The sequence below is a fragment of the Bifidobacterium biavatii DSM 23969 genome, assembly GCF_000741165.1.
Taxonomy (GTDB): domain Bacteria; phylum Actinomycetota; class Actinomycetes; order Actinomycetales; family Bifidobacteriaceae; genus Bifidobacterium; species Bifidobacterium biavatii.
In genome coordinates, this window is the sequence record NZ_JGYN01000005.1 from 52851 (window position 1) to 78999 (window position 26149).

A 26149-nucleotide genomic window follows, 5' to 3' on the forward strand; every position below is an offset into this window, starting at 1 on the left:
TGTTACGTAAGCGCGACATCGCGACGCAGCGTAGGACTGGGGTACGGGATGCGTTGTCAGACCGTAAAGACTCGGCCAGAGCGGCCCGGAGCGTGTCGGATAACGCATCCCGTACCCCAGTCCGGTAGGGCCGCCCGCGTAACAACATCACGCAACAGCACAAATCGCCAATCGTAAACGGCAATCAAACAAACCAACAGAACTACAGACAACACGCCGACGGCAATCATCAGACTACGTAGAAGATGTCATCAACTACGCGAATGACTACAGTCAGCAAACGGAAACACGAAAGGAACACATCATGGCAAACGAATACAAGCTGCTCACCCCCGGCCCGCTGACCACGACGCGCACCGTCAAGGAGGAAATGCTCTTCGACCACTGCACGTGGGACGAGGACTATCAGCAGATCACGCAGAAGATCCGCCGCCAGCTGCTCGAACTCGCGCACTGCGATCCGGCCGACTACACCGCCGTGCTCATGCAGGGCTCCGGCACGTTCGGCGTCGAAAGCGTGCTGACCTCCGTGATCGGCAAGGACGAGAAGGTCCTGCTGTGCACCAACGGCGCGTACGGCGACCGTCAGGTCAAGATCTGCGAGCACGCGGGTATCAACTACGTCCAGTACGCCGAACCGTACGACCGCATCCCGGACGCCGGCAAGGTCGAGGAGTACCTGCGCAACGACCCGTCCATCACGCACGTGTCCATGATCCACTCCGAAACCACGTCCGGCCTGCTCAACGACATCGCCGCCGTCGCGACCGTCGCCAAGGCGCACGGCTGCACGTTCATGGTCGACGCGATGAGCTCGTTCGGCGGCGTGGACATCCCGGTCGCAGGCTGGGGCATCGACTTCCTCGTCTCCTCCGCCAACAAGTGCATCCAGGGCGTGCCCGGCTTCAGCTTCATCATCTGCAACAAGGCGAAGCTCGAAGCGTCCAAGGGCAAGGCGCGCAGCCTCTCGCTCGACCTGTGGGACCAGTGGAACACGCTCGAGAAGGCCAACGGCAAGTGGCGCTACACGTCGCCGACTCACGTGGTGCTCGCGTTCTCCAAGGCGCTGGACGAAATGTTCGCCGAAGGCGGCATTCCGGCGCGCTCCGGCCGCTACGCGCTCAACAACCGCCTGCTCATCGCGCGCATGAAGGCGCTGGGCTTCCGCACGTTCCTCGCCGAGCATCAGGGCCCGATCATCACCACGTTCCTGTACCCGGAAGGCACCAAGTTCGACTTCCACGACATGTACGAGTTCATCAAGGAGCGCGGCTACGCGATCTACCCGGGCAAGCTCACCACCGAGGAGACGTTCCGTCTGGGCAACATCGGCGAGATCTACACCGACGACATCGAAAAGGTGACCGAGCTGCTGGCCCTGTACATGGGCGAGCGCGGCCTGCTGTCCGCCGCCACCGGCTCCGATTCCGTGCCGGCCGCGATCGCCGCCATGGATGCCGCGGGCGAGCCGATCAAGGCCGCCGCTCCGGCCGGCGTGAAGCTCGTTGCCTGAGTTTCTTCTCTCACCATTCGAAATGTGATCGGGTACGGCGGGAGGGGCGGCATGCGCCGTCCGACACGCTCAAGGCCGCTCGGCCTCGCTCCGGCGTGTGCTCGCAGAGCTTAGCACACGCCTGCGCTGCTTATGGTCGGACGGCGCATGCCGCCCCTCCCGCCTAGGAAACCATCGCATATTCGCATCGACATCAAACGACCAATAGTTTTTTGGGGATAAGGACTACGGATTTATTATGACCAACCGTTTTGAAGCCGTGATTTTTGATTGGGCCGGCACCACCGTGGATTATGGGTGCTTCGCGCCGGTGCGCGCGTTCCAGGAGGCGTTCAAGGAATTTGGCGTGACGCCGACCATGGAGGAGACGCGCAAACCGATGGGCATGCTCAAGCATGACCACATCAACACGATGCTGCACATGGACCGCATCGCTCGCGCGTGGGAGGACGAGCACGGCGCGGCCCCGACCGACGCGGACGTGGATGCCGTGTACGCGCATTTCGAACCGAAGCTGCTGAGCATCCTCAACGGCTTCGCGGATCCGAAGCCGGGCGTGGTGGACGCGGTGGCCGAGCTGCGCGCGGCCGGTATCAAGATTGGTTCCACCACCGGCTACACGGACAAGATGATGGAGATTGTCGTGCCGCAGGCCGCCGCGAACGGCTATGCGCCGGACTGCTGGTTCAGCCCGGATTCCACGAACGGCTTCGGTCGCCCTTATCCGTACATGGTGTTCCGCAACCTTGAGACGCTGGGCGTGACCGATGTGCGCCGCGCCGCCAAGGTGGGCGACACGCTTTCCGACATCCGCGAGGGCAAGAACGCCGGCGTGTTCACGATCGGCGTGACCGAGGGCAGCTCCCAGATGGCGCTGAGCGAGGACGAGTTCGACTCGCTTTCCCCCGCCGACCAGGCCGCGGCCCGCTCCGCCGCCCGTGACGCGTTCGTCGCCGCCGGCGCCGACGCCGTCATCGACACGATGGCGGAGCTGCCTGCCCTGCTCGCAGCGATCGCCTGAACGTTCACCACTTTTCCCGAAACTCGCTGTCCGACGGCCGCATTCGCCCGACAGACAGCGGGTTTTCGCGATCTGTGAGGCAGTTTTAACTATTTACATCTGTCTATTTACGATCTGTGAGGCAAACGCCATGCAGTATGCCGCCGTCAACGCCTCAAAATCCACCGTAATAAGAGGGTTGAGACGTCTTTTCTCGACGTCAGTTGCCTCACAGATCGCAGATAGACCCATGCACGAGCGAAAAACTGCCTCACAGATTGCGATTTGAACGCAAATCACGAATGGCACATGGACGGATCGGCATCAACTCCACCTCGTCACGTGTTCAGCCATTGACCCGCTTGCCGGCGGCGCTGCGGTAGCCGAAGTTCATCATTTCGCTGTTGTAGGCCACCGCACCGCGGCCGGTGGCGGGCAATACGATCATGCCGCCGTCGCCGTGATGCGAGGCGACCTCCGCGAGCGTGGCCACAGCCGCGTCGTGCACAGACTCGCCGGCGAACCGCACGCGGTCCGACACCTGATGGGCCGCAACCGCCTTGATGAACGCCTCGCCGATGCCGGTGCAGGAGACGGCCACGGTCCGCTGGTCAGCGAACGTGCCGCATCCGGGCAGCGGAGAGTCGCCCACGCGGCCGTGCATCTGGTTCGTGATGCCGCCCGTGGATGTGCCGGCCGCGATCCGGCCGGCCGCATCGCGTGCCACCGCGCCAATCGTGCCGTGCTTTTCGTCGCCGATCATTCCGCCGCCAACGACTGGACGGCAAGCGGCTCCAACCGCATCCGAAGCCCCGCCGTTATGATGTGCGCCAGGCACGTCTGCATCATCGTGGATGGCGTTGCCATTGATTTCGCCATGCTTCGCCCACGCATCGCCGCCAGCCTGTGCTTCGGCCAGCGAGCGCTTCCGCGCTTCGGTGACGAAATACTCGGCAGGCCGCGTTTCCACGCCCCATGCGGCGATTTCCTCGTCGGTCGGGTCCGCAAACAGCACATGCTTGGTCTGATCCTTGACTGCTTTCGCCGCGTCGATCGGGTTTTTCACCGTACTCACGCCCGCAACCGCTCCCACCGATCCGTCGCCGTCCATCAGGCAGGCGTCCATGCGCGCAAGCCCGTCGCTGGTGAGCGCCGCCCCGCGCCCGGCGTTGAATTCTGGCGCGTCTTCCATCACATGAATGGCGACGATCACCGCGTCTTCGGCCGAGCCGCCAGCTTCCAGCACCGCGTACCCGGCGTCTAGGGCGCGTGTCAGATCGGCCTTCACCTGTGCGGACCGTTCCGGCGTGTGGTGTTTGCCGCGGTCTCCCGCCCCCGCGTGGATGATCAGCGTGATGCCGTCTTCGCTGCCTGCCGATTCGACGGTGGCCAGCGCCGCGGTTCCTTGATTCGTCATGATTCTTCGTCTCCTTGCAATCTCAATGGTTCCGGGCGATCCCGGTAACCCCGACAATACCGTTGTAGTCCCATTCCCCATGCGATCGCCGCCGACGGTTCGGCAAGCATCCTGCCGCCGGGCATCCCGGCCGCACGAGTCGACGCTGTTCCGTCCGATACCGCCGATCGCCGACACGACACCGCCCGCCACGTTCCAGCAAACGACATCACACTCCGGCCGCGAACTTTTCCGCGGTTGCGCAAATCACTTGCACACCGCATTCGATATCGTCCGCATTCGGCCGCACGAAGTTGAGCCGGATGTGCGCGTCGTCGGTTTCGTCCACGTCGAACACGCCGCCGGGCATGAACGTGACCCCGCGCGCACGGCAGGCGGCGAGCAGGTCGAGCGCGCGCACGCCGTCCGGCAGCGTGACCCAAATGTAGTATCCGCCTTCGGGCGCGGTCCATCGCATGCCGTCCGGCGCGTACCGTTTCAGCGCACGCACCGCCGCGTCCCGCCGCGCGCGGTATGCCGCGGTCAGATTGCGAACATGCGCGGCGATCCGCCCTTCGCGCAGCAATTCCAGGCAAATGCGCTGCGACGACGTGCTCGTGTGCTGGTCGACCATGCGTCGCAATGCGGCCAGCCGCGCGATCACGTGCGGGTCGGCGACGAGCCAGCCGGTGCGCAGTCCGGACGTCACGGTTTTCGAGAACGTCGACAGGTAGATCACGTAGCCGGAGTTTTCCATGCCGGCGAGCGGCACGGGCCGTTCGCCCGCTCCCCCGTACCAGAGTTCCCCGTATGCGTCGTCTTCGACGATTAGGCACTGGTATCGCCGAGCCGCGTCGACGAGTTCGCGCCGCCGCGAGGCCGGCAGCGTGGTGCCGGTGGGGTTTTGGAACGTGGGGACCGTGTAGATGAGTTTGGGCCGGAACCGCGCGCAGTAGCCGTCGAGCAGGTCGGTGCGCATGCCGTGCGCGTCGACGGGCACGCCGACGATGCGTGCGTCGGCAGAGCGGAACGACTGCAACGCGGGGAAGAACGTGGATTGTTCGACGAGCACGCAGTCTCCGGGGTTGACGAACGCGCGCACGGTCAGGTCGATGCCCTGTTCGGAGCCGGACAGCACCATGACGTTGCGCGCCGCGCATTGGACGCCGCGCGTGCGCATGTGGTCGGCGAGCAGTGCGCGCAGCTCGTCGAAGCCTTCGATCGGAGACTCGGGCTGGCCGTCGAAGTCGCGTGATGCGAACGCTTCCAGACTGACGGCGCGCAGCAGGTCATCGGGGATGTCGGCCGGGTTGGGCGATCCGGTCGCGAAGTCGATGATGCGACCGCTTTCGCCGGAGCCGCCGCGCTGCGCCCGTTCGGCTTCGGCGATGTCGTGGTACGTGAACCGGTTGGAGTAGTCGCTGAACAGCACCGACCACGGCGGTCGCATGACGATCGGCACAGGATCCGCGGACGACTGCGCGCGCACATCGCGGATGGTGCGCACTCGTCCCGTTGCTCCTTCGCCGACATGGACTGCGCCGCCGGGGTCGGCACGCCAATCGCACGCATCATGCGAGCCGGGCGGAATATGGGGCACGACCGACTGTCGACCATCGGCATTGGCCATCGGCAAACCGCACGGCACTTCGGTCGTGCCGGTCGTGCTGGTCGTGCCGGCAGCGATTCCCGCAGTGCGAGGCGTCGTGCCGGCAGCGGTTCGGCCATCCCCTCCCCGATGTCCAAGCCATGCCGGTGCGGCGCTTTCCGGCAGCACGAACGTGCCCTTGCCGACTTTGGACGCGATCAGTCCTTCGTCTTTGAGCTGCTGGTATGCCTGCAGGACGGTGGCGCGGTTGACCGACAGCCGCGCCGCGAGTTCGCGTTCGGGCGGCAGACGGTAGCCTTCGGCGAGCGCGCCGGAGACGATCTGCTCGCGCAGTTCGCCGGCCAGTTGCCGATACATCGGCACGGTGCTGTGCCGGTCGAGTCGCAGCTGCATGCGATCGCCTCCCATCCGTCGTCTCGCATCGTTATCACGGTCTCCCGCCACCCTACGTCCCGTGGCGGAAAACGTTCGCTGGCATACCGTTCAGCGAGCGTAACGTTTTCCGCCAGCAACCCGTTGTGCGTGGCGGTTTTGGCTCGCTGGCGCTGGCGACAGTGACGGCGAGCGGCGGTGGCTTACAGCGAGAGGAACAGCTCGTGCAGACGCGTGTCACCGGTCAGCTCCGGATGGAACGCGGTGGCGAGGATGTTGCCCTGCCGCAGCGCGACCGGATGCCCGTCGACCGTGGTTTTCGTGTCAGCGGACGGCCCGACCGACACGACGTACGGCCCGCGGATGAACACGAGCGGCAGATCGGGCAGATAGTCCGCATCGCCCGGCTTGCCGAAGTCGGCGGTGGCGGCGAACGAGCCGAGCTGGCGGCCGTACGCGTTGCGGCGGACGGTCGCGTCGAGCGCACCGAAGTACACGTTCGGATCGTTGTCGAGCCGGCTCGCGAGCAGGATCATGCCGGCGCACGTACCGAACACCGGCTTGCCAGCGGCGATGTGCGCGGAGATCGGCTCAAACAGACCAGTCGAGCGCAACAGTTTGCCTTGGGTGGTGGATTCGCCGCCGGGCAGGATCACGCGGTCGATCGACGAGTCGAAATCGTCGGCGGCGCGCAGTAGCTTCCACGGCGCGCCGAGCTTGTCGAGCACGGCCGCGTGTTCGGCGAACGCTCCTTGGACGGCGAGGATGCCGGTCACGCCGTACTTCGCGGTTTCGGCGTCGTCGGATTCCTCTTTGGCAATGTATTCAACAGCTACAACCATGTTGTCTCCTTGCGCTGAGGCTTTTCGCAGTCCCGTGGGACGGGGAACGGGACGGTTCCCTGCCCCACGGGGAGTACGGGCCGCCTCCGCGGAACGCGCTCACTCGCCGCGGGCGGCCATGATGGTCTGGATTTCGTCCTCGTTGATGCCGACCATCGCCTCGCCGAGGTTTTCAGACAGGCGCGCGAGCAGATCGGCGTCCTGCCAGTTGGCGGTGGCCTGCACGATGGCGGCGGCGCGCTTGGCCGGGTCGCCGGACTTGAAGATGCCGGAGCCGACGAACACGCCTTCCGCGCCGAGTTCCATCATAAGCGCCGCGTCGGCCGGGGTGGCGACGCCGCCGGCGGCGAAGTTGACGACGGGCAGGCGGCCGTTGTCGTGCACGTACTTGGCGAGGTCGTACGGCACGGCGAGCTGCTTGGCCGCCTCGTACACCTCGTCGTCGCGCAGGCCGGCGAGTTCGCGGATCTGCTTGTTCATGGTGCGCATGTGGCGCACGGCCTGGATGACATCGCCGGTGCCGGGCTCGCCCTTGGTGCGGATCATGGCGGCGCCTTCGGCGATGCGGCGCAGCGCCTCGCCAAGGTTCTTCGCGCCGCACACGAACGGCACGTCGAACCGGTTCTTGTCGATGTGGTACACGTCGTCGGCCGGCGATAGGACCTCGGACTCGTCGATGTAGTCGATGTCGATGGCCTGCAGGATGCGTGCTTCGGCGATGTGGCCGATGCGTACCTTGGCCATGACCGGGATGGACACGGCGGCCTGGATGCCCTTGATCATAGCCGGGTCGGACATGCGCGAGACGCCGCCGGCGGCGCGGATGTCGGCCGGGATGCGTTCGAGCGCCATGACGGCGCACGCGCCGGCGTCCTGCGCGATCTTGGCCTGTTCGGGCGTGGTCACGTCCATGATGACGCCGCCCTTGAGCATTTGGGCGAGGTTGCGGTTGAGTTCGGCGCGGTTCTGCGTCATGGTGTCCCCCTGTGGTCTGTGGTCAGTCTGTGGCCGACCGGCCGTGAACGGCCGGATCGTGTTCGTTGATGTGCGATTGACAACGCGACCATTATCAAATGCGCGCATTGCCTGCCAATGGACCAGTCCAATTCGGACCAGACCAATCCGCACGTTCCTCACCCAGCCAATTCCGCCGCGCCCGCCCGCGTCATCGCGCTTCATGCACGCCCGCCGCACAGTGTTTCACGCAACGTTCCGCGCATTGTTACGCATCGTCGCGCATCGTCACATATCGTCACGCGCGTCGCAATGCATCGCACAACTCTCGACCCACCCGCAAGAATTCATCTCCGCTTCATCGCGACGCACCATCCGGGCAACGGGTCCGACAGATCATGCGCGTACCACTGGAATCATGCAGATCAGGATGGTAGCTCAGCACTGCACGCAAGTACGAATGCCCTCCCCCGCGTATCGTGTGACGGCGCCCGCATCCCGTACCATTCACACCACACGCGCCGCGAACACCGCCTCGGCACGCGCAATCACCGCCGCTCACACCGCTCCGACCGCGCACGCCGTGCCCCGCCTGAATCTCGTCCAGACGTTCTCCATCGGCTTCGGCATGCTCGCCATCGCCGCCGCGTGGGCCATGTACAACGCGTTCGTGCCGATCAAGCTCAAGGAGCTGGCCATCCCCACCGCCATCGTCGGTGTCATCATGGGCATCGATAATCTGTGCGGTTTCACCGTGCAGCCGCTGTGCGGCATTCTGTCCGACAAGGTTCGCACCCGCTGGGGTCGGCGCATTCCGTTCGCCCTATTCGCAATCCCCGCGGCAGCTATGTGCCTGATGCTCATCGCCGCGGCGCCGAACGCTCCGCTGACGATCGCCGCGGTTGTCGTCTACGCGCTGCTCATGTCAACGTGCCGTGCGCCGATCGTCGCGCTCATGCCGGACGTAACCGCGTCCAGCCAGCGCAGCACGGCAAACGGCGTCATCAATTTCATGGGGTCGATCGGCAACGTGCTCGCGCTCGGCGGCGGCAGCCTTCTGTATCGGCGGTACGGCATGTCCGTCACGTTCGTCGCGGGCGCGTTCATCATGGTCGCCGCGGTCGCGGCATTGGCGAGTCTGGTGCGCGAGCCGGCCGAGTTCCGCACTGAACCGGGCGAGCCGGCGCATCTGCCGTTTGTCAGCTGGCGCGAGTTCCGCGCCGCCGCGGTGCCGCAGCTTGATCTTGACGACGACGATCGCCGCCGCTTCCGGCTGATGCTGCTGATCTTGTTCCTGTACACGATGGGGTCGAGCGCGATCGAAACGTATTTCACACTGTACGCGACGCACGATCTGGGCATGGACGCGGGCGCGGCGAGCGGCGGACTGGTTTGGTTCGCGATCAGCGGCATCATGTTCGCGATTCCGGCCGGCTGGCTGGGCACGCGGTTCGGCCGGCGCGCGACGATGGGCGCGGGTCTGCTGTTGGCAATGCTGATGCTGGCGCCGATGCCGTGGGTCGGGCGCGCGGAGCTGTTGCCGTATCTTGCGTTCGCGTTCGGCATCCTGTGGATGATGGTGCTGGTCAACGCGCTGCCGTGGGTCGCCGAGTTGGGCGGTACGGAGCATACCGGCACGATGACCGCGTACTACTATCTCGCCACGTCGGGCGGCGCGGCGATCAGTCCGGCGCTGTTCGGCCTGATCCAGCAGGCGACCGGCTCGTACCGGTGGATGTTCCTGTATGCGATCGCCGGATTCGCGATGGCGCTGGTCCTGATGCCGTTCGCCGGCAAATCGCTCGCCGACGCGTTGCCTCGCGGCGTGCGCATTCCCGCCCACGCCGCCGCTTGGTCACGCGATGGAAAATCCACCACTCTTGCCATCGGGTGACACGGTCAGCCGGCACGCGGTGGAATTGCTACGTTCATATGCCATCCCGTGACCACCCAACAGTGCAAAACAAGGTCACAGGATGGCTAAACAGCCGGTCTTACCATCCCATGACAAACCCCTCTCTCACGCGATGGCAGTCAAACGTTCCACTTCCATCCCGTGACCTCCCAACAACACAAAACAAGGTCACGGGATGGCAAACCCCGCCGGTCTTACCATTCCGTGGCCCTCTGCCCAATCACGCGATGGACATCAAACGATTGACTTCCATCGCGTGACCGAAACAGCACGGCATGGCAAACAGGAGGCGGGAGTAATCAATCCTCGTCGGGCTCATATTCGAGGATGTCGCCAGGCTGACAGTCGAGCGCTTCGCAGATCGCGGCCAGCGTGGTGAACCGGATGGCCGAGACGCGGTTGTTCTTGATCTTCGACAGGTTCACATTCGTGATGCCCACCTGATCGGCCAGCCAGTTCAGCGACCGCCCGCGCTCGACCATCATCCGGTCGAGCCGGAGCACGATCCGTCCGCCCATCGCACGCCTCCGATCGTCACAGCAGCCCGTCCACGTCGCGCTGCAGCGTCGCGCCGTAGCCGAACACGAACGACAGCAGGAACATGAGCGCTCCGGCCAATATGTATTCAAGCATCGAGAAGAACTCCAACGAAACGCCGACCGGTGATCCGACAATCACAAACAGCACCGACGCCACGGACATGACGCCCGCGATCACCGGCTTGAGTATCAACCCCCAGCCGATGCGCTCCAGCCCGTGCTGCGCATCGGCGCAGAACGGCGTCAAACCGTCCGCGCCCGCATTCGTCGCCTCATCCGATTCGCCGCCGGCCCACGTGCCGATCGCCACGCACAAATCGCGGGCGCCGCTGGCCACGAGCACGTTCAGATACGCGTTCGCCACGCCCGCGAGACCGAAGAACACCAGCGGCAGGCCGCCGTCGTGGAATTGGAACCGCACGCCGGCGATCTGCGCGGCCATGCCGAAGAACCCGTTGCCAAACTGCAGTCCATACGAGGTCACATCGCCGTCGCGCGTCGTGAGCAGCCACGGGTTGAACAGGCAGAGGATGAAGCCGATCTCGATAAGCACGGTGTATGCCACGCTTATCCACGACACCACCACGAGTATGCCGCCGATGCGCGTGCCGAGGCGGGCGTAGGTGCGCACGTTTTCACGATTGCATGTCCATGTCAGGCGTTTCATGATGACCTCCTTGTCATCCCCGGACCGGCCCATCACGACCGTCACGGCTTGCTGTTCACCTCCAGTATCCGCCTATATTTATCGTTTGTCAATAAACTTTTAATGCCCAACGACTATTCACGAGATATTCCGACCCAGCCGCGCAGATACCCCACCGCAAAAGACCGAAAAACGCGAAACCCAGGCAATCGGGGCTTCGACCAAGACACAGCAAGGCAGAAGGCATGGAAACACTCACCTCGCCGACGCGGCCAGCACGTCCATGAATCCGAGCCCGCGCAGATACCCCTTACCCGCGGTGATGTCGTACTGAATGAGCCGATAGTCGCTCAGCAACTGTTTGGTCGCGGCCGACGCGTGCGCGACGTCGATCTGCTTACCGTTCGCGTCGAGATACAGCGGCGTGCCGTCGGGGATGCGCGTCCACCCCTGCGTCACGTTGACTACGGGCGGTTCCATCGCCGGCACGGCCCGGTGCATGGCCGTCAGGAACGCGAGGTACGGCGAGATACGCGCGTCCATGTGCGCGGCGGCCTGCGCCAGGAGATAGTTCGGCGACGTGTACGCGTTCTCCGCAACCGAATCAGCGGCCGCGACGCCACTCGCCGCAGCGCCCTCGCCGACCGCCGCTTCGGCCTTGCGAGCCGCCTCGCGCCCGGCCTTGTTCGACCAGATGAAATAGTCAGTCTCGTGCAGCGGGATCGAATTGCGATCGTCCGCGCTCGCGTGCTTGTAGATGCTCGGCAGATGGTCGCCGTAGAAGATCACCGTGACCGGCTTGCTCAGCGCGTCGAGCTTGTCGAGGAACGCTTTGGTGTACTGGTCGGTGTAGTTCATGCCCTTGGCGTACGTGTCGATGTGCATGCGCTCGTCGGCAGCGAGCGGCGTGCCGGTCGTGGAGGACGCCTTGAATTGGTTGTCGTTGTACCAGTTGTCGTAGCCCATATGGTTTTGCATGGTGACCAGCTGGATGAATCGGCCGCCGGATTCGGAAGTCGTCTTGTTGGACGTCTTGACCGTCGCCGTATCGGCCGTCGCGCCGTCCGCGCCAGACGCCCCCGCCTTGTCCTCGATCAGCTTGAGCACGCTGTCATACGACGTTTCGTCGCTGATGTAGTGCGACCGGTCGATACGTTTCGCCTGCTTGGCGATGAGCGGATCGTCCTGCGAGTAAAACGCGCCGAATCCGAACTTGCGGTAGTTGGTCGAACGCGAGTACAGCGCGGGATTGTACGGATGCACCGCCTCGCTGCCCGCGCCGCCCGCGTTCCATATCTGGTTGAACGAGGGCGCCCAGCTCATCTGCGGCACGAGCTGCTGGTACGGGCTCGACAGCGACGCGTCGAAGTTGGTCATACTCAGGCCGGTGAGCGCCTGGAATTCGAGATTGGCCGTACCGCCGCCGTAGCCGGACGAGAGCATGAGTCCGGACGTGGTCGTTTTCTTGAGCGCGCGGATGTACGGCATCGGGTCGTCGTTGAGCGCGACGCCGGGCACGCGCGTCGGGTCGGAGAATGATTCGGACAGGATCATGACGACCGTGCTGTCGGCCAGGTCCGCACCGCGCGTCGCGTTGATCGTCGCCGCCTGCTTGGCGTAGCGTTGCGCGACGTCGCGCATCGTCGCCTCGCTGTAGCCGGCCGGCTCGTCCATGACTTTTGGCCGGGCGAGTCGCAGAAAGCCTACCGCGACACCGTTCGATTGCGCGTCCGCGATCGAATCCCACAGTTTCGCGCGATCGCCGAATCCGGCCGCGAACGAGTTCGCCCACGATCCGCTCGTGCCAAGGTCGGCGGAGAACGCGACGAGTAGCGACGCGCACAGCACGGCCGCGATGCCGCGGCGGACGCGTCCGACGAATCGTCGCGGCGTGGCGATGAGCGACCGGCGCGTGTCGAACAGTGCGGCCGTGATGCACGCGACGAGCAGGATCGCGACCGTGACGCTCATCTGCACGATCGCGTCGGTCGATCCGGCCGGCATGTTGGTGACCGTGTCGCCCATGCCGCCCGCCCCGCCGCTGGCCATGAGCGTGATGTCGGTGGGCCGGATCGTTTCGGAGCGCACGAGCACCTTCATGCGTTCGAATACGGCGATGACGCCGATGACGACGACGAACAGCCCGCTAGCGATCCAGAACCGGTTGGTCGCGAACACGAGCACCGCGTACACTGCGCCGACGACGATGAGGTTGAGCAGGAACTGGTACTGTCCGCCGCCCGTGAACGTTTTCGCGACGAATTCCCACGGCGTGACGTGGGCGCGCACGATCATCACGCTCCACTGCAGCATGGCGACCCCGGCGGTCGCGAACAGCACGAACGCAACCACGTACGCCCACCACGGAAACCAAGTGCGGATTTTCGAATTCACCAACAATGCCACGGTTTCAGATTATGCAGGAACCCCGGCACTCCCCCGCACCGCGGACCGAATCGTCATCGCCCCGTAACCAAAATTCACCCGTTATCCACTCCCCAGCCGTTTTCCGATCGGCCAGATACGACCTCATCATGTACCCCATCAGCAACAAATCCCCATGCGAATCGCTTTTCGTCGACCTGTTCCAATGACGCGACCGCCATCCTCCTGCTGTTCAAACTGCCACGTACGGGACTCAGCATTCCGAAGGACATCTCGCGAGTGAGGCCTTGACGACAGCTATTACGCCAAAGAAATCGGCCCGACTACCGTTCATCAGGATCCATTCGCGCTCGGACGCAACGCAACGCAGACCAAGCATCACCTAGAGCAGGGTTATGGTGAATGCAATAGCATTGTTATGGTTATTTCTACAGCAATGTTATGGTAATATGTAATGCAGTATTTTGGTTGTTCTGATTGAGGAGTCATACATGATCCCGCGGTTACTCACCGAACAGGTGAAACGGTCCGCCGCCTGGTTTCCGATCGTTTCCGTCACCGGCCCGCGGCAAAGCGGCAAATCAACGCTGGTTCAACACGCCTTCCCGGACTATACGTATCTCAATCTGGAAGATCCAGAACTGCGCAATCAGGCAAACGTCGACCCGATCAGCTTCATTCGCAACCGTTCCACGCGCCTGATCATCGACGAGGCGCAATATGCGCCGGACCTGTTTTCCATGCTGCAAGTGGTTTCCGACGAAACGAAACAACCCGGACAATTCATCCTGTCCGGTTCGCAAAACTTCCTATTGCTCAAACAAATCAAGCAATCTCTGGCCGGCAGGGTCGGGGTACTGAAACTACTGCCGCTCTCATACGCGGAAACGCTCACGGCACGCCCTGAGCTCACCATCGAGGAGTTCACGCTCACCGGCGGCTATCCTCATCTGCACAGCGCGCACGTACCGCGCGGCATCTTCTTCGAAAGTTATCTCAACAGCTATATCGAACGCGACGTCGCCGACTATCTCGACGTGCGCAACCTGACCATGTTCCGCACTTTCCTGCGCCTGTGCGCCCAGCACGTTGGCGGACTGATCAAGGAAACCACGTTCGCCAACGAGCTCGGCATCACCTATCGCACCGTCAAATCATGGATGTCGATCCTGGAGTCGAGCTATATCACGTTCAGCTTGCCGCCATATTTCGGCAATCTCAACAAGCGACTGACCAAAACGCCCAAATTGTACTTCTACGACACGGGTCTGCTCTGCCACCTGCTGCGCATCGAAACCGTGCAGGATCTTCAGGAGCATCCACTGTTTGGCGAAATCATTGAAAACCTCGTGATATCGGAAACCGTCAAGAGGTACTACAACGCACTCAAAACCCCGGAACTGTACTTCTACCGCGACGACAGCAAAATCGAAGTCGACCTCATCGACTGCACACGCTCCCAGACCAAGCCAGAACTCATCGAAATCAAATCCGGGCGCATGTACCATGATCGATTCGCAAAGCACCTGCGCTCGATCGGCACGCTACTCAATGTTCCTGACGAGAACCGTACCGTCGCCATGCGCGTCGACAAACCATACACCGACCACGACGTCAACATATGCCCCATTCGAGAGCTGTTGTTGAAGGCGGAAGATCCTGTGTCTTGATCCGAATGCGTTCGCGCCATTCGTACCTATCTGGACAACCGATGGCCGAATGCAACAATAGGCATCATGCTCAGCTCATCATCACCACAAACAGAACTTGAGTCTTGTTGGCTCAAGTTTTTCACTGTGGGTAAAACCGGGGAATGGTTGCCGGGGATTGCCTATTGTGTGGGGTGAAAGGACAAGGCAGGAGCTCCGGAAGGGGCTCCGGGAACGGTCACGATAACCAGTTCGGCCGAATCTTCGGGGCGCGCCGCGACAGGCGGGTTCCGATGGTTGGCCGGGTCGGCGAGCCAAGCCGTTCCACTCCATGCAAGTTTTTTTGTTTAGGAGTACCGATTATGGCTATGCTTCCGGCTTTGATGAATGACACGATGTTTTCTGATCTGTTCGATGATCCGTTCTTCCAGGGTTGGCGTACGGATGATAACTCGGCGGCGGCTGTGATGCCGGCGAACATGATGAACACCGATGTGCGCGAGACCGCCAACGGCTACGATGTGGACATCGATATGCCGGGCTTCAAGAAGGGTGACATCAAGCTCGAGCTGAACAACGGTTATTTGACCGTGTCCGCCACCCGTAGCAGCGAGCATGAGGATCATGCCCCGTCCGAGGCCCATGAGGGCGATACGAAGTGCGCTTGCGGCACCGACGAGTCCGGCAAGTGGCTGCGTCGCGAACGCTACATGGGCAGCTGCTCTCGCAGCTTCTACGTGGGCGGCGATGTGAAGGAATCCGATATCCACGCGTCGTACAAGAACGGCACGCTGTGCATTCAGGTTCCGAAGAAGCAGGCTCAGCCGCAGGTCGAAGCCAAGCACCAGATCGACATCGAAGGCTGATCTGCGGAGTCCGCACGACGATAACTGAATGATTTCGTCGCCGCCCGTCGGATATTGTCCGCACGCATTGAGTGCGGAGTCCGTCGGACGACGGGAAACAAAGCCTAGTCCTATGATGGGGCCGGATGATCCCAACCGATCATCCGGCCCCATTGCGTTCGTCCGGCCATGTCAGGACGTTCGGTCACGCAATGGAATATCATGGCGTTTCACCATCGCGTGGCCCCACTCCAAAGAAATCAATCGCCTCAGAAATCAGGTTCCAACAATCAGGTTATTGCCGGACTTAGCCGGGAATTTTGGCGACGATGGAGTTGAGTGCGTCAAACGATTCGTTGACCTGATCGACAATCTGTCTGCCCTGCCGCACCATGTCGGTCACCTGTTTGGTATGCGGCTGCGGCAACGCATGAATCGACGACTGTACACGGTCCAACACCGCACCAGCATCGGACAGGTCCCGTTTGACCGACGCGATTTTGGGAATCGACAGCGTTCCGTCCGAGAAATTCGCTCCTGACAACAATTCGGACAGGTTGAAGTCCACCAGCGTGCCCTGCGCCGCACTGTCGATCTTGGGCAGCGCGTTGGTCGCGGCATCGGCAGCCGCGTCCAGCATACCGCGCACTGCGGCGACGTCCGAACCGTAATACGGTACATGCTCAGCCACGGACCACAACGGGCCGCGCGTCTCGTCACGCGCCGCGACGACATGATCACCAGCCTTATCCAACCGGGCAAGCGCCTGTTTGACGTCGCCTTGCTTGATCGACTCCTGCGCCAAGCTCGCATATTCGCCAGCCTGCCGCGATTCGCCGATCACCCGCTGCGCCGACCGCCACAACAGCACGCCGGACACGCCCGCGGCCAATAACAAAATCGCCAGAATGACTGCAACAACGGAAAGAACACGCCTACGTTTCCCCATGCCACCAATCTACCGCAGCGCGCTACGCCACAAGCGGAGGCCCGACGTTCCCCTCCGGAATCACCGCATGCCGGCACCGTCACCACAACGCCTGTTCCATGCCGGCAATGGCGCGGAGCATCTGATACAACGGCTCTATTGATGAATTTACAAAGTTCCTACTGATGAATCTACAGAAGGTCTACTGATGAATTTGCAGAAAATCTACTGATGAATTATCATCATTCCTATTGATGATTTTTCAAGAAGTCTACTGATGAATTTGCAAAGGGGGATGCAATGATACCCAGAACCTTGTCGGAGCAGCTATCCCCAATGCTGTCCTGGTTCCCGGTCGTGTCCGTTACGGGGCCACGACAAAGCGGCAAATCCACTCTGGTGAGAACCCTGCTACCCAATTACGAATACGTCAATCTGGAAGACGAAACAACCCGGCTCAGCGCCCTGAACGATCCAGTCGGCTTCATTCGTTCCCACAACGATCATCTCATCATCGACGAAGCACAGTATGCTCCTGGACTGTTCTCGCAGATTCAGGTCGTCGCCGACGAGCGTGGGACGATGGGACAGTACGTACTGTCCGGATCACAAAATTTCCTAATGGAGAAGCGCATCGGACAATCGCTGGCAGGCCGGGTCGGCATGTTGCAGCTGCTTCCACTGTCCTATCGGGAAGTGTTATCAGCACAGAGCGATCTCAACGTGGATGAGTTCGCGTTCCGTGGCGGATATCCGCATCTGTACGATGTGCCGACGCCGAATGACGTCTACTTCCGCAATTACGTAGCAACATATGTGAAACGTGACGTCGCGGAATACCTTGACGTCCGCAACCTGTCTGATTTCAGCACGTTCATTCACCTGTGTGCCGACAACGCCGGAGCCATGCTGAATCTCAGCGCATTGGCGAGAGATGCGGGAATTTCGTTCAATACGGCGAAGGGCTGGCTGTCCATACTGGAGGCAAGCTTCATCGTGTTCAGACTGCAGCCCTATTCGTCGAACACGCGTAAGCGGCTCACCAAAACACCCAAGCTGTACTTTTATGACAACGGGCTGCTCAACTATCTGCTGGGAATCCGCTCGGTCCAGGAACTGCAGAACGATCCTAAACGAGGAGACGTGTTTGAGAATCTAATCATCTCCGAAACTGTGAAGCACTATCTGAACGCAAATCGGGAAGCGAACTTGTGTTTTTATCGCGATACTGCACAGGCGGAGATCGACCTGGTGGATCTGACGCAACGACGTTCGCCGGAACTTATCGAAATCAAGTCCGGCATGACGCCACGTCCAGATTTCTTCAAGCATCTCGCAACGATCGGTGAGGAACTGAACGTTCCCCTCGAACAGCGCACGGTCGTTTATCGCGGAACCGAAACGTTCTCCACCAAAAATGGCCGATACGTCACCGCCGAAGACTATTTGCGCAGCAAATGACGCAATGACGTTTATGCGCTCACGCTGCGCATATTGCTCCAATCACCGTCAAAACCAAATTGGCCTATTGTGCAGCAAAAACACAATAGGCCAATTTGTTACCTCATTTCCAAAGGAGAAACCAAATTCTCTTTTTAGAGGTTTCTGTTGTTTTCGTGGGTTAGTTTGTTGGTGTTGGTAGTTGGATGTTGAGTCCGCCGCATCTGAGCATGATGAGCGCGATGAGGTTGGTGACGTGGTGGAAGCCGTAGGCCATGCGGATGGTGACTTTGATTCGGTTGTTGAATGCCTCGAGCCTGGCGTTGGAGTAGCCCAGTTCGATCGTGCGTAGGATGTCGGGACGGCGCCGGCGGATCTTCCTGGCGAGTTCGACGATCTCGGGGATCCGGCTGTGGGACGCCCAGAACACCCAGTGGTTCAACTCGGTCTTGGCTTGGTCGAGGGGGTGTTTGAGCAGGGTTCTCAACAGTTCCTTGAGCTGCCAGGCGCGGTAGAGCTGGCCCTTGGGATCCGTGTTGCGCAGGGCGTCGAATGCTTCAGACTGCTTGTCGGTCAGATCGCGCGGGTTCTTCAATACCGCGTATTTGACGCCGCGCATACGCTTAGTCGTTTCCTCGTCGTGTTCGTGTCTAGCTTGGTTCCACAGTCGTTTCCTGACCTTGTCGAGCGCACCGGTCATCCAGGAGACGATGTGGAAGCCGTCCAATACGCGTTCCGCGTTCGGACAGTGCTCGGCGACGCATGAGTCGATCCAACGCGCCCCATCGCCGGTGACGACCCTGATGGACTTCTTCTGTTCGTCGCTGAGCTGCTGGAAGAACAGGTCGAACACGTCTTTGCCGTACCCGTCGTGCGCCCAGATCACGCGATGCCGCTCATGATCGACGACCACCGTGACGTACGTGTGACCCTTCCGGTAGCTGGTCTCGTCCACACCAATCGCGGTGAGCCCGTCGAACGGCGACGGCATCCCCGCTTTCAACCGTTCGGCGACCCTATGGGCGATATCGCCCGCAGTCCTCCATGCGATGTGCAGGAACCCGCTGACGGTCTTCTGGTTGGCGACGGTCATCAGCCACGCGCACTCCGCCTCGAAATCCCTCGTGAACCTCGAGCCGGGCTCGGCCCACGACACGGAAGCGACCACCACCCCGCACTTCGGGCAGTCCACGCGCGGCATCACGGCGACCAGCTCCACCCGCCAGCAGCCGAAATCCTGATGCCGCCAACGACGCACACCACCGCCCTGGTCGTAACCACGACGACGTTTGCCACACCTCGAGCATCGGAGCAGGCCCTTACGCGGGCGCACGCGGATCTCGAGCACGGGCACGGGACGCAACGGCGAGTCAACGATCCGCGCGTCCTCGACGACCGTGCCTTTGACGTTGAGGAGCTGGTTGAATATGCTGTTCATCAGGCGCTTTTTGGTTGTTGTTTTTCTTGGTCGTTAAACATCCTACCCAGAAAGCGCTCTTCTCTTACTCCCCCAACGACTCAACAACGAACCCACACCCACGAAAACAGCAATAGCGCCTCTTTTTATCGAAAATCACTGCGACAACTGCATAATTTTTGCCAATGCACTTGGAATGGTGATATTCCCACCAAGAGTGGACTGATAGGTAATAGTTCCATTGGAAGTGCCCCAGAATTCGACAATATCATCCTCAAGGAATCGGTTATTGCTATCCGTGGCGTGAGATACATAAATAATACTACTGCTATCCCAAATACCGTAATCGCCTTGCTTGACGCTTATGCGATATTCAGAAATATAATCACCCTCAATGACCTGAACGATTTTACCGCGGAAATGAATTCTCTTCCCCTTATTCGAATCGGGATTACGCGCCAAGTCTTCGTATGGTATATCTTGCGTGGAAGCCTTGAAAGTTTCATCGGATTCATCTACGGTCACCGTAAACGTGGTGTCAAAGCCTTCATATTCGACTGTGAATTCTTGAGTTTTCCCTTCCTCAAGCGTTCCAGGATTCGTAACCGTCCATCCGCTAAAGAGAGTCGTTGTTTTACCGTCGGAATACGTAACCTCAACGGTTATGCCCTGAGTGCTGTCATTAATTTCCGTTCCCGGCGCAGTAGAACCGTCATAGTCGGCTTCGATGCCAAGAATCGTGGGTGATTCTTCTTCCTGATCATTGGACGAATCATCAACTTGCTCGTCCTCTTGTCCTGAGCCGGATTGTTCCGACTGAGAAGCTTCCGGTTGCGCACCATTATTACCGGACTGATTGGTCCCCATATTCCCGATGACCATAGCAATGATCATAAGAATAACAACAATACTTACACACAAAGCCATAACGAGCTGCCATAGTTTTAGTGTGATCGTTCTTGCCGGTTTTTTGTTAGTACTCATTGCCGCCGGCACATCCGTTCCTTGCGGATACTGGTCCGCGCTGACATACGGCGCCTCGTGCTGTGTAGACGGCGCAGCTTGCGCGTACAACGGTTGCGTATTAGCGGATTGAGCCTGGGCATTATTTACTGGCGATTCGGAAGTCTGAGCATACTGCCCATACATAGGCTGGACCGGATTGGACTGTGGCATCTGAATAGGATCATTACTTGCAGATGCCGGCTGATTATTCGGATCAGTCATTAAGGGGCTCCTTCGTCTCTCCATTATGAGCGACACGATTGTACCCCCCCCGCTGGACGAACCCTTTCGGCCATGGAACGGAACACAGCCCGTACCACTTCAATGATGGCGCGCTGCAATTACCACTGGCGACGATATCTCGCACCAAGTCGGCTCTATTGATGAATTTGCAAGATTCCTACTGATGAATTTGCAGGAAATCTACTGATGAATTTGCAAAGACGGTTCAGCCAAGAGAAGAGCAGGGAGCCGCCAGGTCACCCGATGTTGCCGCCGAAGATCTCGGATTGGAGGTTTTTGCGCGCGGTTTCCATCTGCGTGATCTGGCCGAGCAGCGCGATTTTCTCCGCACCGTCCGGTAAGGCCGCCATTTGGCGTTTGGCCGCGCCGATCCGCCGCATGAAGCCGATGTCGAGCAGTCGGGCAAGCAGTTCGGTCGCATAGCGCTTCTCGTCGGCCGTGGCCGGGCGCAGCTGCGCGGCGGCAGGATTCGTCCCGTCCACACCGGCACCGCCCGCCGCACGCGCGTCGGATTCGCGCACGTCGTTCTCGCTGGGCGGCAACGGCAACGGCATCACCGCAAGCTCGTTGACGACCGATTCGAGCATCGGCCCGCCCGCCTTGACGAGATTGTGCATCCACAGTCCCTGCGGCATGTCGTCGGCCGGCAGTCCACCCGCCGCGGAAATCGCCTGGAACAGCGAACGGAACACCGGCGTCATGAAATTCGCCAGCGTGAGCGACGCGAACCGGGCACGGTCGATCGCGCGCGGGACCTGCACCAGCATCGCCATGAACTGCTGTTCGCAGATGAACACCGCGTCGTCGATCTTGAAATACGTCTGTTCATTCGCGTCGCGCCGTTCGAGCGCGCGCCGCGCGGACGGATTCGCGTACGGATTGCCGCCGGACTGGCCGCGCCCGGCGAACCCGGCACCGCCGCCGAACTCGCCCGCTCCCCCACTGAACTCGCCGCCGAATCCAGCACCGCTGCCAGCCCCAGCAAACCGCCGTTTCGGCGCGTACGCGTCCTCGTCACGCACGTGCTGCTGCCGCCGCGCGTCGCGCACTTCGCGCTGCATGATGTCGAGATCGACGCCGATGCGTCGCGTCGCCTTGCGCGTGTAGATGTCGAGCAGCGAACGGTCGCGGATCTGCGCGATCAACGGAGCCGCAGCCTTCACCGCGCCCATCTGCCCGGTCGTGTATGACGTGTCGAAACGGTTGATCGCCGCGTCGATCACAAAATCGTACAATGGCCGGGCTCCCGCGATCAGCGAGCGCACCGCTTCGTTGCCGCGTTCGATGCGCAGGTCGCACGGGTCGAGATTGTCGTCGGCCACGGCCACGAACGTCTGCGACAGGAACGCCGAATCGAGCCCGAACGCGTGCAGCGCAGCCTTCTGTCCGGCCGCGTCGCCGTCGAACGTGAACACGATGCGCGAGCTGAGCGACTGGCCTTCGACTTTGAGCGGGCCGACGAGCTGGATCGCGCCGAGCGAGTCGTCGGCAATGAGCCGGCGCACGATTTTCGCGTGCTCCGCGCCGAACGCGGTGCCGCATGTCGCGACGGCCGTGTCGATGCCGGCCAGGTGCATGGCCATGACGTCGGTGTAGCCTTCGACGATCACAACCTGCCGTTTCTTCACGATCGCCGACTTGGCGATGTCGATGCCGTACAGCACCTGCGTTTTGCGGTACAGCGCCGTGTCGGGCGTGTTGATGTACTTGGCGCTGATCGTGTCGTCCTCGTACAGCTTGCGCGCGCCGAAGCCGAGCGTGCGTCCGGTCGAGTCGCGGATCGGCCAGGTGACGCGGCCGCGGAAATAGTCGTACACGCCGCGCTGGCCCTGCCGAGCGAGGCCCGCGTCGAGCATCTCCTGCTGCGTGAATCCCTTGCCGGCCAAGTGCCGGACCAGATTGTCCCAGCCTTGCGGCGCGTAGCCGCAGCCGAACCGTTCGCAGTCGGCCTGGCTGAAGTTGCGCCCGCCGAGCAGCTTGCGCGCGGGCAGCGCTTCCTTGGTGAGGATCTGCGAGACGAAGAACCGCTGCGCCTCCTCGTTCGCTTCGAGCAGGCGGGCGCGCTTGGAGCCGGCCGGCTTGTCGGCGGACGAGCCGTTTTCGTAGTGCAGTTCGATGTGGTAGCGGTCGGCGAGCAGTTCGACAGCTTCGCGGAAGTCGATGTTTTCCTGCTGTTCAACGAATTTGAACACGTCGCCGCCGAGTCCGCATCCGAAGCAGTGCCACACGCCGAGCGCGGGGCGCACGTTGAAGCTCGGGGTTTTCTCGTCGTGGAAGGGGCACAGGCCCACATACGTGCCCGTGCCGGAGGCTTTCAGCGTCACGCTCGCGGATACGATGTCGTACAGGTCCGCCCGCGCGCGCACCTTTTCCACGTCTTCTTTCTTGATCATCCCGGCCATAACGCTCCAGCTTACCGTCACGCTACGAGCAGGCGCACTTGTTACGTTTTGTCCGTTTATGGTAACAGTTGCGCTCACGACCGAGGCGGCCCGGCATGTGCAACGCTCGACACGCTCCGGGCCGCTCGGCCAAGTCATACGGTCGATCATTGCACATGCCGGGCCGCCTCTCGTTCCAGCGAATGTTGCGTTACGACGATCATCGCCTGTCCGCCGTCAGCACAGAATCGAGTGGAGGGCCAAAGCCGAGGTATCAGTGAGGGAGGCGACCTGGTCGACGGCTACGCGCAGGCGTTCGTCGTCGTTGGTCGCGTCGTTCCAGTCGTCGAGGAACACGGTTTCGAGCGCGTCGGACGGGCGCGGTGAGTCGGCCATGAGCACGTCGATCAGATCTTCGACGATGCGCCGCTCTTCCTGATGCAATGGTTCTCGGGCCCGCGGCTCCATAACGAAGTAGACGGCGATGCCTTTGAGCGCGACGATCTCGTAGCTGGTTTCCTCGGGAATAACCACGTTCGCACCGTAACGCACGAGCGGTCCGGCACCGTAGGCGGCGCGCGTCGCCTCCTCCACGGACCATGCGAACCGGCCGATCAGGTCGCTGGTTGCGTTTTTGAGCTGCGCGAGCGAGGAGCGCGATCCGTTGAAATGGTCGGGCAGTAGCCGCAGCCGGCGCAGACGCGCGAACGCAGCGACCAGCGAATCGGCGTCCCACCGTTCGCCGTACCATGCGCGCGTCGCCTCGACGATGCGGTCGATGAGCTTCGCGTCGGCGAGCGCGATCGGATTGAACGCGCCGGTGGCGATCGCGTCCTCCACGTCGTGCACGGAGTAGGCGATGTCGTCGGCGAGGTCCATGACCTGTGCCTCCATCGGCTTGGTTGCGGCCGGAGCGCCTGTTTTGAGCCAGCGGAAGACGGGTTCGTCGTCCGGATAGACGCAGAATTTGGTGGGTTTTGCACCGTGTTCGGCGGCAAGCCGACCCGCTTCGGCGAGCATCCACGGGTATTTGACGGCCGCGTCGAGCGAGGCGCGGGTCAGGTTCACGCCGGCGGAGCGACCGTCGGGGAACATGATTTTCGGCTCGAGCCGGGTGAGCAGGCGCAGGGTTTGCGCGTTGCCTTCGAATCCGCCGATGTTGGCGGCGATGCGCGCGAGCGCCTGTTCGCCGTTGTGTCCGAACGGAGGGTGTCCGAGGTCGTGCGCGAGGCATGCGCAGTCGACGACGTCGGGGTCGCAGCCGAGCAGTTTGCCGATCTGCCGGCCGATTTGGGCGACTTCGAGCGTGTGCGTGAGCCGCGTGCGCGCGAAGTCGTCGGTGCCGGCGACGAGCACCTGGCTTTTTGCGCCGAGCCTGCGCAGCGCGGACGAGTGGATGAGCCGCGCCCGGTCGCGTTCGAACGCGGTGCGCGAACGCGACTTGGGCGCTTCGGGCGCCCATCGCTCCTCGTCGAACGCGCCGTACGCTTCGCCGGCGGGTATTGTTTCGGCCGTCGTCATCACTCTCCTGCCGTCAGTCGTCGGTCGCGCATCAATCATTACGAATCAAACGCTACGCATCAACCGTTCGAATCATTCGTCGATCAGTCGTCCGCCGCCTACAGCAGCGTCGTCGGATCGAGCTTGGCGAGATCGTCGGCCGGCAGCACGTCCGCGGCGTGCAGGTACAGGCGCGGAATGCGGTTGCGCAGGCAGGTGAAGATCTCGTAGCTGATCGTGTCGGCGGCGCGCGCCCAGTCGTCGGCGGTCGGCTCGGCAACTTCCTCGCCGCGGCCCGGACCGAACAGTTCAACCGTGTCGCCTTCGTGCACGCCGAGCGCGTCGCACGATCCGTGCAGGTCGATCATGAACTGGTCCATGCACACGCGGCCGGACACGCGGTACAGCTTGGGGCCGTCGGCGGTCATGACGCGCACGGGACCGCCGGGCTTGTCGACGTGTTTAGCGCCCTGCATGTCGAATCCGGAGGCTGAACGGTGGATGCCGTCCGCGTAGCCGAGTGGCACGATCGCGGTGGACGTGTTGTCGGGGGTCAGGTAGGTGCGGCCGTAGGAGATGCCGTGACCTTTTTCGACGTGCTTGACGGTGCCGAGCTGCGCCTGCAGGGTCATGGCGGGCTTGAGGTCCCAGTCGCGCGGCGTGCCCATGGCCGGATCCGGCTCGTAGCCGTACAGGCCGATGCCGGGACGGGTGAGCTCGAAGTGGATTTCGGGACGGTTCAGCGTGGCCGCCGTGTTGGCCAAATGGCGGATTTCCGGCGCAATGCCGGCTTTGTCCATGCGCGCGGTGAACGCGTTGAAGTTGGCGATCTGACGGTCGGTGGAGGTGACGAATTCGGGCACGTCCGGCGAGTCAGCGACGGCGAGGTGGCTCCATTGGCCGACGACGTGCAGCACACCTTCCTTGGCGAGGGGCACGAGTTTGGCGAGCGCCACGTCGAACGATTCCTCAGTGAAGCCGTTGCGGCCGAATCCGGAGTCGACCTTGACGTGCACGCGGGCGGGCTTGCCGAGCTTGCGCGCGGCGGCCGCGACCGCGTCGATGCCGGGCAGGGAGCCGACAGACACGTCGATGTCGTTGGCAATAAGCTCATCGAACGGCACTTCCATACCGTTGTAGACCCACGTCAGAATGTGGCAGCGGTCGGGGCCGATGCCGAGCTTGCGCAGCAGCAGCGCCTCGTGCGATTGCGCGGTGCCGAGCCATGTCGCGCCGCCCGCGAGCGCGGCGAGCGCGGCCGGCAGCAGGCCGTGGCCGTACGCGTCGGCTTTGACGACGCCCATGACGGCGGTGCCGGAATGCGGCCCGCCGACCACGTCGACGAGATGGCGCATGTTGTCCCGCAGCGCGGCGAGGTCGATGATCGCCTGCGCGGGGTAGCGTTTGCGCGCGGCGCGGTAGTTGGCCTCGCCGGCCGGGGATGAGAATTGCCATTGCGGTGCTGCATTGAGAGTCATGCGCTCCATTGTGGCGCGCGATTGTGACGAATCGCGCACGAATCGCCGCACGGCGGGCATATGGCGAACGCGAGACGTTCGCACTGCGACCG

At 62.0% G+C, this 26149-nt stretch carries 19 protein-coding genes; 6 read left to right on the plus strand and 13 right to left on the minus strand.

The features are described from left to right. Positions 1 to 304 precede the first annotated feature (304 nt). Entirely contained in the window at positions 305 to 1513 is a 1209-nt protein-coding gene (gene phnW, locus BBIA_RS02630; RefSeq protein WP_081891881.1) for a 2-aminoethylphosphonate--pyruvate transaminase, read from the plus strand. A 238-nt stretch (positions 1514 to 1751) separates the two neighbouring features. Next, positions 1752 to 2534 carry a phosphonoacetaldehyde hydrolase gene (gene phnX / locus BBIA_RS02635; protein ID WP_033492343.1) on the plus strand — a complete coding sequence of 261 codons (783 nt, stop codon included), beginning with the start codon at positions 1752 to 1754 and terminating at the stop codon, positions 2532 to 2534. A 325-nt stretch (positions 2535 to 2859) separates the two neighbouring features. Here phnX and BBIA_RS02640 read toward each other — a convergent pair whose 3' ends face one another. From BBIA_RS02640 to pdxS, 4 genes are all read right to left on the minus strand, one after another. Beyond that, the gene (locus BBIA_RS02640; protein ID WP_033492341.1) at positions 2860 to 3930 is read right to left on the minus strand and encodes an isoaspartyl peptidase/L-asparaginase family protein; all 1071 of its coding nucleotides are present in this window, start codon (positions 3928 to 3930) and stop codon (positions 2860 to 2862) included. A 208-nt stretch (positions 3931 to 4138) separates the two neighbouring features. Next, on the minus strand, positions 4139 to 5911 hold the full coding sequence (locus BBIA_RS02645; RefSeq protein ID WP_051923693.1) for an aminotransferase-like domain-containing protein: 1773 nt from the start codon (positions 5909 to 5911) through the stop codon (positions 4139 to 4141). Between the two features lie 182 nt (positions 5912 to 6093). Then, a complete protein-coding gene (gene pdxT, locus BBIA_RS02650; protein ID WP_033492339.1) occupies positions 6094 to 6732 on the minus strand; it encodes a pyridoxal 5'-phosphate synthase glutaminase subunit PdxT in 639 nt (212 codons plus the stop codon). A 99-nt stretch (positions 6733 to 6831) separates the two neighbouring features. Beyond that, the gene (gene pdxS, locus BBIA_RS02655; protein WP_033492337.1) at positions 6832 to 7707 is read right to left on the minus strand and encodes a pyridoxal 5'-phosphate synthase lyase subunit PdxS; all 876 of its coding nucleotides are present in this window, start codon (positions 7705 to 7707) and stop codon (positions 6832 to 6834) included. A gap of 439 nt (positions 7708 to 8146) precedes the next feature. On the opposite strand from pdxS, the gene BBIA_RS02660 reads away from it, so the two are divergent. After that, the gene (locus tag BBIA_RS02660) at positions 8147 to 9580 is read left to right on the plus strand and encodes an MFS transporter (protein WP_033492335.1); all 1434 of its coding nucleotides are present in this window, start codon (positions 8147 to 8149) and stop codon (positions 9578 to 9580) included. Positions 9581 to 9900: 320 nt separating this feature from the next. Here the strand turns inward: BBIA_RS02660 and BBIA_RS02665 are convergent, their stop codons facing one another. From BBIA_RS02665 to BBIA_RS02675, 3 genes are all read right to left on the minus strand, one after another. Next, complete coding sequence (locus tag BBIA_RS02665; RefSeq protein ID WP_033492333.1) at positions 9901 to 10119, minus strand: helix-turn-helix domain-containing protein; 219 nt, start codon at positions 10117 to 10119, stop codon at positions 9901 to 9903. A gap of 16 nt (positions 10120 to 10135) precedes the next feature. Beyond that, the gene (locus BBIA_RS02670; RefSeq protein WP_033492331.1) at positions 10136 to 10807 is read right to left on the minus strand and encodes a hypothetical protein; all 672 of its coding nucleotides are present in this window, start codon (positions 10805 to 10807) and stop codon (positions 10136 to 10138) included. A 234-nt stretch (positions 10808 to 11041) separates the two neighbouring features. Then, positions 11042 to 13192 (minus strand): LTA synthase family protein, encoded by a 2151-nt coding sequence (locus tag BBIA_RS02675; RefSeq protein WP_152600470.1) that lies wholly within the window; start codon positions 13190 to 13192, stop codon positions 11042 to 11044. A gap of 470 nt (positions 13193 to 13662) precedes the next feature. On the opposite strand from BBIA_RS02675, the gene BBIA_RS02680 reads away from it, so the two are divergent. Together BBIA_RS02680 and BBIA_RS02685 are read left to right on the plus strand one after the other, a co-directional pair. Then, the gene (locus tag BBIA_RS02680) at positions 13663 to 14841 is read left to right on the plus strand and encodes an ATP-binding protein (RefSeq protein ID WP_033492330.1); all 1179 of its coding nucleotides are present in this window, start codon (positions 13663 to 13665) and stop codon (positions 14839 to 14841) included. A 341-nt stretch (positions 14842 to 15182) separates the two neighbouring features. Further along, positions 15183 to 15686, plus strand: a complete 504-nt coding sequence (locus BBIA_RS02685) for an Hsp20/alpha crystallin family protein (protein WP_035137961.1) — start codon at positions 15183 to 15185, stop codon at positions 15684 to 15686. Positions 15687 to 15972: 286 nt separating this feature from the next. Here BBIA_RS02685 and BBIA_RS02690 read toward each other — a convergent pair whose 3' ends face one another. Beyond that, entirely contained in the window at positions 15973 to 16614 is a 642-nt protein-coding gene (locus tag BBIA_RS02690) for a hypothetical protein (protein ID WP_033496094.1), read from the minus strand. Between the two features lie 279 nt (positions 16615 to 16893). On the opposite strand from BBIA_RS02690, the gene BBIA_RS02695 reads away from it, so the two are divergent. After that, positions 16894 to 18054 carry an ATP-binding protein gene (locus BBIA_RS02695; protein WP_033496096.1) on the plus strand — a complete coding sequence of 387 codons (1161 nt, stop codon included), beginning with the start codon at positions 16894 to 16896 and terminating at the stop codon, positions 18052 to 18054. A gap of 160 nt (positions 18055 to 18214) precedes the next feature. Here BBIA_RS02695 and BBIA_RS02700 read toward each other — a convergent pair whose 3' ends face one another. The 5 genes from BBIA_RS02700 to alr form a co-directional block, all read right to left on the minus strand. Continuing rightward, positions 18215 to 19471 (minus strand): ISL3 family transposase, encoded by a 1257-nt coding sequence (locus BBIA_RS02700; RefSeq protein ID WP_202962023.1) that lies wholly within the window; start codon positions 19469 to 19471, stop codon positions 18215 to 18217. A 135-nt stretch (positions 19472 to 19606) separates the two neighbouring features. Next, positions 19607 to 20677, minus strand: a complete 1071-nt coding sequence (locus tag BBIA_RS13175; RefSeq protein WP_152600651.1) for a hypothetical protein — start codon at positions 20675 to 20677, stop codon at positions 19607 to 19609. A gap of 257 nt (positions 20678 to 20934) precedes the next feature. Continuing rightward, positions 20935 to 23100 (minus strand): DNA primase, encoded by a 2166-nt coding sequence (dnaG, locus tag BBIA_RS02710; protein ID WP_033496098.1) that lies wholly within the window; start codon positions 23098 to 23100, stop codon positions 20935 to 20937. Between the two features lie 216 nt (positions 23101 to 23316). Next, positions 23317 to 24600, minus strand: coding sequence for a deoxyguanosinetriphosphate triphosphohydrolase (locus BBIA_RS02715; RefSeq protein ID WP_033496100.1), 1284 nt, complete (start codon positions 24598 to 24600; stop codon positions 23317 to 23319). Between the two features lie 98 nt (positions 24601 to 24698). Beyond that, complete coding sequence (alr, locus tag BBIA_RS02720; protein WP_033496102.1) at positions 24699 to 26057, minus strand: alanine racemase; 1359 nt, start codon at positions 26055 to 26057, stop codon at positions 24699 to 24701. Between the last annotated feature and the right edge of the window lie 92 nt (positions 26058 to 26149).

Coding starts and splice junctions, on each gene's coding strand:
- phnW (WP_081891881.1), top strand. CDS start 305: ATGGCAAACGAATACAAGCTGCTCACCCCCGGCCCGCTGACCACGACG.
- phnX (WP_033492343.1), top strand. CDS start 1,752: ATGACCAACCGTTTTGAAGCCGTGATTTTTGATTGGGCCGGCACCACC.
- BBIA_RS02640 (WP_033492341.1), bottom strand. CDS start 3,930: ATGACGAATCAAGGAACCGCGGCGCTGGCCACCGTCGAATCGGCAGGC.
- BBIA_RS02645 (WP_051923693.1), bottom strand. CDS start 5,911: ATGCAGCTGCGACTCGACCGGCACAGCACCGTGCCGATGTATCGGCAA.
- pdxT (WP_033492339.1), bottom strand. CDS start 6,732: ATGGTTGTAGCTGTTGAATACATTGCCAAAGAGGAATCCGACGACGCC.
- pdxS (WP_033492337.1), bottom strand. CDS start 7,707: ATGACGCAGAACCGCGCCGAACTCAACCGCAACCTCGCCCAAATGCTC.
- BBIA_RS02660 (WP_033492335.1), top strand. CDS start 8,147: ATGCCCTCCCCCGCGTATCGTGTGACGGCGCCCGCATCCCGTACCATT.
- BBIA_RS02665 (WP_033492333.1), bottom strand. CDS start 10,119: ATGGGCGGACGGATCGTGCTCCGGCTCGACCGGATGATGGTCGAGCGC.
- BBIA_RS02670 (WP_033492331.1), bottom strand. CDS start 10,807: ATGAAACGCCTGACATGGACATGCAATCGTGAAAACGTGCGCACCTAC.
- BBIA_RS02680 (WP_033492330.1), top strand. CDS start 13,663: ATGATCCCGCGGTTACTCACCGAACAGGTGAAACGGTCCGCCGCCTGG.
- BBIA_RS02685 (WP_035137961.1), top strand. CDS start 15,183: ATGGCTATGCTTCCGGCTTTGATGAATGACACGATGTTTTCTGATCTG.
- BBIA_RS02690 (WP_033496094.1), bottom strand. CDS start 16,614: ATGGGGAAACGTAGGCGTGTTCTTTCCGTTGTTGCAGTCATTCTGGCG.
- BBIA_RS02695 (WP_033496096.1), top strand. CDS start 16,894: ATGATACCCAGAACCTTGTCGGAGCAGCTATCCCCAATGCTGTCCTGG.
- BBIA_RS02700 (WP_202962023.1), bottom strand. CDS start 19,471: ATGAACAGCATATTCAACCAGCTCCTCAACGTCAAAGGCACGGTCGTC.
- BBIA_RS13175 (WP_152600651.1), bottom strand. CDS start 20,677: ATGACTGATCCGAATAATCAGCCGGCATCTGCAAGTAATGATCCTATT.
- dnaG (WP_033496098.1), bottom strand. CDS start 23,100: ATGGCCGGGATGATCAAGAAAGAAGACGTGGAAAAGGTGCGCGCGCGG.
- BBIA_RS02715 (WP_033496100.1), bottom strand. CDS start 24,600: ATGACGACGGCCGAAACAATACCCGCCGGCGAAGCGTACGGCGCGTTC.
- alr (WP_033496102.1), bottom strand. CDS start 26,057: ATGACTCTCAATGCAGCACCGCAATGGCAATTCTCATCCCCGGCCGGC.